The sequence below is a fragment of the Bradyrhizobium sp. BWA-3-5 genome (assembly GCF_032917985.1).
Classification (GTDB): domain Bacteria; phylum Pseudomonadota; class Alphaproteobacteria; order Rhizobiales; family Xanthobacteraceae; genus Bradyrhizobium.
This window is the reverse complement of record NZ_CP136627.1, coordinates 133,748-143,517: the sequence shown is the minus strand read 5'-3', so window position 1 is coordinate 143,517 and position 9,770 is coordinate 133,748. Positions and strand designations below refer to the sequence as shown.

At 58.8% G+C, this 9,770-nt stretch carries 8 protein-coding genes and 3 pseudogenes; all 11 read left to right on the top strand.

Annotated features, from left to right (window positions below; genetic code table 11):
- Positions 1 to 559: 559 nt before the first annotated feature.
- The 11 genes and pseudogenes from RX331_RS38645 to RX331_RS38595 all read left to right on the top strand — a co-directional run bounded on the left by RX331_RS38645 (position 560) and on the right by RX331_RS38595 (position 9,735).
- Positions 560 to 898, top strand: coding sequence for a hypothetical protein (locus RX331_RS38645; RefSeq protein ID WP_317252754.1), 339 nt, complete (start codon positions 560 to 562; stop codon positions 896 to 898).
- A gap of 216 nt (positions 899 to 1,114) precedes the next feature.
- Positions 1,115 to 1,684: a hypothetical protein gene (locus RX331_RS38640; RefSeq protein WP_317252753.1), complete on the top strand. Its 570-nt coding sequence runs from the start codon at positions 1,115 to 1,117 to the stop codon at positions 1,682 to 1,684.
- A gap of 375 nt (positions 1,685 to 2,059) precedes the next feature.
- Positions 2,060 to 2,311, top strand: a pseudogene (locus RX331_RS38635) (cation:dicarboxylate symporter family transporter); the annotation flags it as partial.
- Position 2,312: 1 nt separating this feature from the next.
- Positions 2,313 to 2,960, top strand: a pseudogene (locus RX331_RS38630) (5-methyltetrahydropteroyltriglutamate--homocysteine S-methyltransferase); the annotation flags it as partial.
- Positions 2,961 to 3,499: 539 nt separating this feature from the next.
- Positions 3,500 to 3,937, top strand: coding sequence for a VirK family protein (locus RX331_RS38625; RefSeq protein ID WP_317252752.1), 438 nt, complete (start codon positions 3,500 to 3,502; stop codon positions 3,935 to 3,937).
- A gap of 213 nt (positions 3,938 to 4,150) precedes the next feature.
- Positions 4,151 to 5,224 (top strand): aromatic ring-hydroxylating dioxygenase subunit alpha, encoded by a 1,074-nt coding sequence (locus RX331_RS38620; protein ID WP_317252751.1) that lies wholly within the window; start codon positions 4,151 to 4,153, stop codon positions 5,222 to 5,224.
- Positions 5,225 to 5,234: 10 nt separating this feature from the next.
- A complete protein-coding gene (locus RX331_RS38615; RefSeq protein ID WP_317258393.1) occupies positions 5,235 to 6,215 on the top strand; it encodes a PDR/VanB family oxidoreductase in 981 nt (326 codons plus the stop codon).
- Between the two features lie 429 nt (positions 6,216 to 6,644).
- Entirely contained in the window at positions 6,645 to 6,776 is a 132-nt protein-coding gene (locus tag RX331_RS38610; protein ID WP_317252749.1) for a hypothetical protein, read from the top strand.
- 693 nt (positions 6,777 to 7,469) lie between these two features.
- A pseudogene (locus RX331_RS38605) lies at positions 7,470 to 7,970 on the top strand (IS4 family transposase); the annotation flags it as partial.
- Between the two features lie 457 nt (positions 7,971 to 8,427).
- Positions 8,428 to 9,009 carry a hypothetical protein gene (locus RX331_RS38600; RefSeq protein ID WP_317252747.1) on the top strand — a complete coding sequence of 194 codons (582 nt, stop codon included), beginning with the start codon at positions 8,428 to 8,430 and terminating at the stop codon, positions 9,007 to 9,009.
- The gene (locus tag RX331_RS38595; RefSeq protein WP_317252746.1) at positions 9,010 to 9,735 is read left to right on the top strand and encodes an isopentenyl transferase family protein; all 726 of its coding nucleotides are present in this window, start codon (positions 9,010 to 9,012) and stop codon (positions 9,733 to 9,735) included. It abuts the gene before it with no gap.
- The last annotated feature ends 35 nt before the right edge of the window (positions 9,736 to 9,770 follow it).

Genomic DNA, 9,770 nt, shown 5'->3' with positions numbered 1-9,770 from the left:
AGAGCACCCCCTCGCGAATCAGGTGCTCAGCAAGGAATCACAAGTGATTCTTTCGACTCAAGATTTCGCCGATCAGCGGATCAGTCCGAGTGGTCAAAGTTATGGGTAATTGAAAGCCTCACCGGACGGTTACGCTAAATGCATCTAGCCGTTCGTAGTTATGTGCGAGTGCTCTCGTTGTTGTCGGCCCAGAGTCTCAGCAGAGAGATTTGAACGGCCGCAAAGGCGGTCCGTTTCGCGCTCGGTTAGACGTGCTGCGCATCATCCAGATGCGCTGCCCGTTCTGAGATGCGCAATAGTGAGGCGCGTGACAGCTTTGCGCTCGACGCTCGGCCCAACTCAAAATGCATCCTAAGCAAAACAGTCTGGCGCCTCAAATCGGGTTCCGCAGATGATGTGTTGCAAAGCTAAGAGGTGATCGTGCGGAAGGACGGAAGGACTGGCCACAATCCTGTTGCTCAGAGTGATGTGCTCCTAGTTAGTTTCGAGGGAAACGCAGAGGTCAATCACGCCATTGCGGAGAGAAGTTAACAGTCGGGTCTAGGCCATCAAACCAGGGGTGGCACGTGCCCTGAAGCGTTCGCGCGTTGTTGACGAAGAGGCCGCGCGCGTTGGCGCACGCCAGTATCCGCGCTTCAAACAGCTTGGCGCCGGACGAACGCGCGGTTTGACAGTCCTGACCTCTCAAATCGTCTGTCCAGAGACAGTCGTCGTGCATTCGTCGGCCGTCAAACAAGTTTCGAAGGCCGCGCCTTCACTTTCTAATGAAGCTAATTGGCTCCGTCTTTCTATCCAAACTGTGAATGCCTTCAATCAGAACAATCTATTTTACCAATCGGAACAACTGCTGCTAGTCAAAGCGCCGGCTGAGATGCAACTAAAACATAGCAGATCGTGAAAATTGATTGTCGATTACTAGGGGCCGTCATCAGACGTTCGCGCTCTGCGGGCCGGCATGTCTCAGTACAGAAGCTAAGTGCTCGCGCGACAGCGAGCTGCTGGCGTGCATTGATTCCGAATTCATGCCAGAACAATTCATGAGGCAGTCATGACTATGACAGTGTACGGGTCTAGAAAACCGAGGCCAATAGAGCGCCTGAAACGACATCATTGGGTGACAGCGCTTTATGCGCTCCCACTTCGATTTCTATCCGTTCCTCTGCAGAATCTCGTCAAATTTGTCACGTTGATCCAAGTTAAGATCGGTCCAGATCCGAACCTCACTGGACCGCAGCCTGTAGAACCTGCTGTACACGTTCATCGCTGCGATGCGCGCGTGCAGCACCTCAAGCAGAGCATCGAGCAGCAAATAGAAGAGGTTGCAAGACTGATCTGCGAAGGCAAGAACGCGCTTGAGGCGGCGCAAGCGCTCAACGAACTTACAAGCGAGTTGATAGCGGCACGACTCGGGTTCTGCCCGGAGCGCGAGCAGCTAACCGGCAGTGCGGTCACAAGCGGTGGAGTGGGGCAACTAATCCGGGAACAAAGCATCGTATACGATCCAGAACAGCTTTCGGATTTGGGAAGAATTTTTGATGAAGCCTTCGCGGGGCTACCGAAAGATCTGCGAACTCCCACGAACCGAACAGAGATCGCCAGACTCATTTTTGGACGCGCAGTCATAAGTAAGATCGAGCTCGGTCCCTTCATTAGGTTCATAATCGCAATTGCCTCTGCCGTTTGATTAAGTATTGGTGTCGTCTCGGGATGTGGTTGGAGCGAAAGCGGAATCCTTTCGGGGTTTACCGGACTGGCGTGCATGTCTCTCGCTGATCTGAATTTCGGCAACAAATGAAAGGCGAGAACTCCGGTCTCTTCGACGGAGAGCAACTCGTCTTTTCGGATGAACGAAGGCTATTATGCGCAGTGTACACTCCAACTCGAACGAACGCGTCCAAATCGGGTGAGGACGTAGTCCTAGGATGGCTCTTCTGTACGCTCGCATGCCACTTCCTAAAAGAACGTGAGATCTTGGAAGATCCATATCATCGGATGCGCGACGCAACGCTTAAGCGACAATGCAGGAAAGAAGAGGGGATATCAACGTAATGGGGCAACGATCGCGACGACAGGCCCGGTAACGCCGAGCGCCTCAAAACCGTGGGACCGAATCCTCTACGTTCAAGTGCTGATTGCGATTGTGCTCGGCGCGATCGTCGGCTGGCTGTGGCCAAACTTTGCTACTAACGAATGGATCAAGGCGCTCGGGGACGGCTTCATCAAGCTGATCAAGATGGTGATCGCGCCGATCACCTTCTGCACCCTGGTCTCGGGCATTGCCGACATCCAAGATGCCAAGAAGGTCGGACGGAAAAGCCATGACCGTCGAGTGGTGGACATACGCGCAGTCGCTGACGGCAAAGCCGATGAAGGCGATGCTGACCGGTCCGGTCACTATCCTCAACTGGTCGTTCGTCCGGGACGACATTCCACGCAGCGAGGCCTGCCGGCAGATTGCGCTGGCGATCCGCGACGAAGTCGCCGATCTCGAGGCCGGCGGCGCCGGGATTATCCAGATCGACGGGGCGGCGCTCCGCGAAGGCCTGCCGCTGCGCAATCCGACTGGAAGAGCTATCTCGACTGGGCCGTCGAGATCTTCCGCATCTGCTCCTCGGGCGTGCGCGACGAGACGCAGATCCACACCCACATGTGCTGTTCGGAGCTCAACCAGATCATCGACGCGATCGGTGCGATGGATGCCGACGTCATCTCAATCGAGACATCGCGCTCCAAGATGGAGGTCCTCGACGCCTTCAAGCACTACCGCTACCCGACGAGATCGGCCCCGGCGTCTATGATATCCATTCGCCGCGGGTACCAAGCTCGCGCGGCAGCGCCTCTCGGATGCACAGCTCTGGATCAACCCGGATTGCGGCCTGAAGACGCGCAAATGGGAAGAGGTGAGGCCGGCGCTTACCAACACGGTTGCGGCCGCGCGCGAGCTGAGGGTGCTAGCGTAACGGCGGGCGTCCGCCTGGCCCGGATCGAAGAGGGGGAGCCATGCGGTTCTGGATCAAAAAATCACTCGATTTGAAACGGGGCAGACCATCCACATCAACATCGCGCTCGTCGGCAGCACGTGGCGCGGCGGGAATCGCACCGTGCTCGCGTTGGTCGGCGGCGACCCCAGCGCATCGAGATGACCGAAACGTCCGAGCTACTGCTCGCGCGACATTTCGGCACCTCCGGAAAGGCAGGATGACGAAATGACGGCAAGACCGGCCGATCGCGTGTTTGAGTGCCATTCGTCCTTTCGGCGCCGCGACCGCTGGACCAAATAGTGCAGAGGGTGTCACAAATTGTGACTCCACTTCGCAAACCTTACATACGAGTTTGTGACGTCAGATTAGCCTTCGCAACCACTTGCGCGCGGTTGCGACACGTGTAGTTGTCGCGAGGCGAACGTGCCTGATGTCTGGATTCCACGAAGCTGTTTGCGATAGGACATCGGGCAAGTTGGCGCTCGCGCAGCCTGTGGTTCAAGTGGAGAGAAGAGCATATGCAGCTCAACGGAAACCTGACGATCCTGTTTTCCTTGCTTCTGGCTGCAAGCGTAAGCACGATGGCCCAGGCTGATGAGCCCTCGCCGAAATACGCCGAGGTGCTCAGTGCTTTGCACGCCGGCAAGAATGTGAAGCTCATACTGGACCTCAACCGGTGTACCACCGTAGATGGCGGCAAGCCCGGGCCGGCCGTGCAGGGCGGGCTGGTTATCAGTGCCTTCAGGGTGACCGCCCAGAATGGCATCAGCTTCGCCAATGCGCATCAAACTGTGGACAGCTCGGGACGCCCGGTGACGGAATACATTCGCCACAGCCTCAGCCGCGACGGCAAGCTCACGGTGCGAGCCTCGAAGCTGGCCGCCGGGGCGGCCGAAGCCGCGACCCAGGGCGAATTTGTCTGCGAACTGCCGGAGGGCGCGAAGTTCGTCTGGTAATCTAATGTCGTGTCAGGTTGTAGGCTTCGCCATGCCTGTAGCTCATTGACAAACAATTCGAGCGGCGTGGCTTGCTAATTGCGAAGTATGTCATCTGAGGGTGATGATTGACCGCCGAGGCACGTCTCGTGCCAAGAGCGGCAAGGCGCGGGCCGCTGGAATGGGTTGAGACAAGCCGGCGAACATCGACCGGACCAGGGAGAGACACTACCCATGAACGTATCCAAGCCTTTTCCGCTCAACGCCTGGTACGCGGCTGCATGGTGCCACGAAATCGGCCGCGAGCTTTCCCCCCGCACCATCTGCGGCAAGAACGTTGTGCTCTACCGGCTCACCGACGGCGTGATCGCCGCACTGGAGGATGCCTGCTGGCACCGGCTGCTGCCGCTGTCGCTAGGACATCTCAAGGGCGATGACGTTATGTGTGGCTATCACGGGCTGGTCTTTAATTCGGCCGGCCGCTGCACCTACATGCCCGCGCAGAAGACGATCAATCCGTCAGCCTGCGTACGCGTCTATCCGGTCGCCGAGCGGCATCGGCTGGTCTGGTTGTGGCCCGGTGATCCCGCGCTGGCGGACCCTGCAAAAATTCCGAATTTTCACTGGAACGACGGCAGGCAATGGGTCGGCGAGGGCGGCACGTTCTATCAGCTGAAATGCGACTATCGCCTTGTAATCGATAACCTCATGGACCTCACGCACGAGACTTATGTGCATGCTGACAGCATCGGCGACGAGGCGATCACGGCCGCGCCCTTCGATGTGACCCACACTGGCGACACCGCGACGATGACCCGCTGGATGATCGACATTGAGCCGCCCCCGTTCTGGGCGCGCCAGCTCGGACGGCCGGGCCGTGTCGATCGCTGGCAGATCGTGACGTTCCAGGCACCGTCGGTCGTCGTCGGCGACGTCGGCGTGGCGCCGACAGGTACGGGCGCGCCGCAAGGCGAGCGCTCGCACGGCGTCAACGGTGCGTTCTTGGCGGCGATCAGCCCCGAGACCGAGACGACCTGCCATTATTTCTGGAACTTCGTCCGAAATTATCGCAGGAATGATGCGGAATTGACGAGAGAGCTCCAGCTCGCCCACGTCAATGGCGGAGCGGGCGTCTACGATCAGGATCACAGGGTGTTGGAGGCGCAGCAGGCCGCGATCGAGAAGAACCCGCGTTCGCCCTTCTACGATCTCAACATCGATGCAGGCGCGCTCTGGGCACGGCGGCTGATCGCCGGGATGTTGGCCGACGAACAGACCAGCATGATCGCAAACGCTGCGACCGAGTGAGCGAAAAGTTATGGTCAAGCCGATCGAATGGGTTAGCGCGCGCATTCGCGCCACGCGCGAGCTTACTCCTGACGTCCTTCTCTTCGAAATCGAGGCGGACCGCGCATTCGTCACCGGAACGCCCGGCAGTCACATCGACGTCGTTGTGCTCATTGACGGCCGGCCGCAGCTTCGAAGCTATTCGCTGGTGGGACCTTGTCCGGACGGACTCTATCGCATCGCCGTCAAACGGCTCGCGTCCAGCCGGGGCGGGTCTATCGGCATGTGGCGCCTCAAGGCGGGCGAACGGCTTACGATCTCCGCGCCGAGCAACAGCTTCGAATTGAGCTACGGCCAGCCGGAATATCTGCTGCTTGCCGGCGGCATCGGCATCACGCCGATCTACACGATGGCACTGGCGCTGAAGCAAGCAGGCGCGAAGTTTCGCCTGCTCTATGCCGCGCGCAGCCGCCGCGACCTGGCGCTCGCAGACGAGCTAGCCCGTCATATTGGCGAACGGCTTCAGCTCTTCGTCGATGAAGAGGAACAGCGCATCGACATCGCCGGCGAGATCGCCCAACTCGATCCGCGCGGCGAGCTCTATGTGTGTGGCCCGTTCGGCATGTTGGAGGCGGTCAGGCGCCTGTGGTACGAAGCAGGCAGGCCCGTGGCGCACCTCCGCTACGAGACGTTTGGCAATGCCGGCAACTTTGCGGACGCGCCGTTCAAGATTAAAATTCCCCGACTGGGTCTCGAAGTCGACGTTCCTGCCAACCGCTCCATACTGGACGCGCTTGAAGATGCCGGCGTCGACATGATCTTCGGTTGCCGACGCGGAGAATGTGGCCTGTGCGTCCTGCCGATCCTGGAGGCGTCGGCCCCGGTCGATCATCGCGACGTGTTTTTCAGCGGCGAGGAGCGGGCGACGAACGGGAAGCTGTGCACCTGCGTGTCGCGCGCAAAGAGCGGTTGCATTACCGTCGATACACCCGATCGAATTCCGACCCCGTAATCTATGTTATGCCAATGGCATTTTGTGGTGACCGCCTGCTCGCCTTCCTTGAGGCGCTATAACACGCCAAGCTGAGCCGAATGGAGCCGGGACGACGACCGCTCGACCAGCCGCAAGTACGTCGCAAACGACGGGCCCTCCCCAAAACCATTCGGCATAGTTGGGCAGTCGCATAATCGGCGAAAAAGGAACGGCTTCGACCCGCAGGCTTGATGTCCTCGCCCGCATCGCCGCCCATCTGGCTCACCGTCTGGCTGGACGGGGATCACACGATTGTCGACGAGAATGGACAAGGTCGTTGTCAAAGGGGGCCATGGCATCGAAGTCAGCAACAGCAAGGGCGATCGCGACGGGGCCGTTCTTTAAATCAGATATCGCAAGATTCGCATCCGGCCGCCGATCGGAAAGTAGAATCGCTATCCCGCTCTGATGCTGACGGTGATCCATGCCGAAGAGCGCGGGACGCCGAAAAGCAGAAAGAAGATCGATTGGAAGCTGATCACCGACCTGGCTGTTGGTTCCCGCACCGACGCCATTGAGAAGCTCGAATGGATGCTTTGAGATGGAAGATCGAGGTGCCCCATAAGATTCTCAAATAGGGTCGCAAAGCTAAGGAGTCGAAGCTCAGCACCGCCCAGCGCCTCACCAATCTGATCTCTCCTTTGCATCCTGAGTTGGCGGGTCTTCTGGATGACGATGCTCAATCGTTCCGCCCCAAACGCGTTGCCACCTCTCGCGTTGAGTGCGATTGAAATCGGCGTGCTCGATCGCCTTGTCAACGACAAACCCAAAGCAAAAAATGCTCTCGCACTACCTGATCAAGATCGCCCGGCTCGGCGGCTATCTCGCCCGCTCCAGCGATCCGCCGCTCGGCAATCCTGTCATGTAGCGCGGCCTGTCGAGCTTAGCCGACATCGCGCTGAGCGCCATAGTCGGAGGGGAATTTGTGAGTAATTGAAGCTACGCCGGACGGATACCGACCAGCCCCACGAGCCTTTTGGGCGTTTCGCCGCAGGAAGCGCTCGCTCGGCTATCGGGAAATTCAACTTAGGACACTTGCAGCAAAAACGGATATTAGAAGTAAGTTTTCGGGGCAGGGCACGACACCAGCCTTCCCGAAGCGAAGTCCGTTCGCCGGGAAGATGGATCAGGTCAGGCCGTCATGCGGGTTGTCGACGCATCCAACGATGTGATCACGCTTCCGGAGATTGACCGACCCGCTCCTCTCTAGATGTGAGCTTTCAGGAGGTTGGGACGGTGATCCATGCCGAAGAGCGCGGGACGCCAAAAAACAGAAAGAAGATCGATTGGAAGCTGATCACCGACCTGCCTGTTGATTCCCGGGCCGACGCCATTGAGAAGCTCGAATGGTATGCTTTGAGATGGAAGATCGAGGTGTTCCATAAGATCCTCAAATCGGGCTGCAAAGCTGAGGAGTCGAAGCTCAGGACTGCCCAGCGTCTGACCAATCTGATCTCGCTGTTTTGCATCCTGACTTGGCGGGTCTTCTGGATGACGATGCTCAACCGTTCCGCCCCAGACGCACCGCCAACCCTCGCGTTGACTGCAACTGAAATCGGCGTGCTCGATGGCCTCGTCAACGACAACCCAAAAGCAAGACAGAAAACGCTCTCGCACTATCTGATCAAGATCGCCCGGCTCGGCGGTTATCTCGCCCGCGCCAGCGATCCGCCGCCTGGCAATACCGTTATGTGGCGCGGGCTGTCACGCCTCACTGACATCGCGCTGGGCGCCATGGCCGGAGTCGAATTTGTGGGTATTGAAAGCTTCACCGGACGGATACCGTTGCTCCGAGTCCTCCCCATGAGCACAGAGAGAAGGCCTGTTGGCGGAGCCTTCTGTGTTATTCCGCAACCAAGTCTCCCGAAGCTAACAGAGCGTTGCCCCAGAGAAATTGCTCGCTGGCAATTCCGCCATTTTCCCTGCCGGCGCAGCCAGCGACTTGTGTCCGGTGTCTGACATCGTACATGTCGGTTGATTTCACGACGGCGCCATTTTAATTCAATCAATCAACAGCCTAAACAGCTGGGTCGGCGTTGGCGCGGCGGTTGCAGTCACGATACCGCAACGCTGACTGAGGGCTGAGTGCACGCAGACGCGCGACAACGAGCGATGCTCTCCTCCGTTGAACCCGACGCGTGTCGCTGCCCGCGACCCGAGCCCCACAACTGCTACTCAAGGAGGCGATTCCATGGCCCTGTATGACGCAAACCATGTTCCCGATTTCCTCCAGTTACTGTGCCTCATGGAGGCCATCAGCTTTGAGGATTTTGAGTTCGCTACGGTTTTTTCCGAGTTGTTGGCCTGGGTCGCCGGGCGGACCAGAAGTCACGGGTGCACGCTGCCAACGCGAATTGGTGGAAAGCGTCTTGTCCTCCTGCATTCCGCGGTCAATGAAGCAAATTGCGACATTGAGGAGAATGACATCGCCTGCGTCCATCCAACAGCGCCCCTCTCATCCTCGCGTTTGGACCACGAAGCTCATTTATTCAGTGCCTTGGCGAAACCGGGCCTGCGCGCATGTCTGCTCTACGATGCTATCGAGCCCGCAATTGGCCTGGATCTACTCCGTTTGGTGGGGGGCGAGAAAAGTGTGGAATGGGCTTTCTCGGTTCCTACGGGGCGCAGGACCAGCGGTTTGCTGTTTTCATACGGATGGAAGAGGGGTGGTTGCGAGCAGGTTGTCGCGGTGCTCCACAGCTATCTCCCGACGCTTGCGCCATCAACTAGGCGCGGCTTCTCCAATCAGATCCAGATGCGTGGTGATGCATAAATGAATCCTATTCTTCATCTCATCTGGGGGCCCACGAGCACAGGAAAAACGGCGGCCGCCGTGGCCGCTGCCGAACGGACCGGCGCGCCGGTGATATCGCTGGATCGGGTGCAGTGCTGTGCCGAAATACCCACCGGAAGCGGTCGGCCAACACCCGCCGAACTGCGGGGCACACAAAGGATTTATGTCTGCTCGCGGAAGCTTATCAACGGCGTAATCCCGGCGCACGAAGCACACAAACTGCTGAAGCTACGGGTCGCCGAATGCGCCCTTCGCCACCGGCTGATCATTTTAGAAGGGGGCTCGGTCTCGTTGCTGAACACAATGATTGCCGATGAATATTGGGACTGCTTTCAGTGGCGGTCGGATCGGTTCGAACTAGGCGACCCAACCGAGTTCCTGAGCCGCGCCCGTGCTCGCGTGCGGGAGATGTTTGAGCGCAGAGGGGGGCGAGCCTCGTTGTTGGAAGAACTCGTCGAGCTTTGGCGGGATCCGCGCCTGCATCAAGCTCTCGCCGATATTGACGGCTATCGAGTTGCAATCCGCTTCGCCGCCGAGCGAGCACTGCCGGTCGCGGGGCTGCTTAGCCTTGATGCTGAAACTAGGGAAGAACTCGTCGAGGGTATCGCCCAGGAGTACCTCGACCATGCCCGCTGGCAGACGCGGGAGTTCCTTGAGCTGCCGCTGAGCTGGAAAGTGACGGGCTTCGGCAGCCGCCACAAGTAGATGGCCTGAGCGCAGCGCGGGTAACGGCAGGGACC

Excerpts from the sequence above, each read along its gene's own strand:
- RX331_RS38625 (WP_317252752.1), top strand. The coding sequence starts at position 3,500 with ATGCAGCTCAACGGAAACCTGACGATCCTGTTTTCCTTGCTTCTGGCT.
- RX331_RS38620 (WP_317252751.1), top strand. The coding sequence starts at position 4,151 with ATGAACGTATCCAAGCCTTTTCCGCTCAACGCCTGGTACGCGGCTGCA.
- RX331_RS38615 (WP_317258393.1), top strand. The coding sequence starts at position 5,235 with ATGGTCAAGCCGATCGAATGGGTTAGCGCGCGCATTCGCGCCACGCGC.
- RX331_RS38610 (WP_317252749.1), top strand. The coding sequence starts at position 6,645 with ATGCTGACGGTGATCCATGCCGAAGAGCGCGGGACGCCGAAAAGCAGA.
- RX331_RS38600 (WP_317252747.1), top strand. The coding sequence starts at position 8,428 with ATGGCCCTGTATGACGCAAACCATGTTCCCGATTTCCTCCAGTTACTG.
- RX331_RS38595 (WP_317252746.1), top strand. The coding sequence starts at position 9,010 with ATGAATCCTATTCTTCATCTCATCTGGGGGCCCACGAGCACAGGAAAA.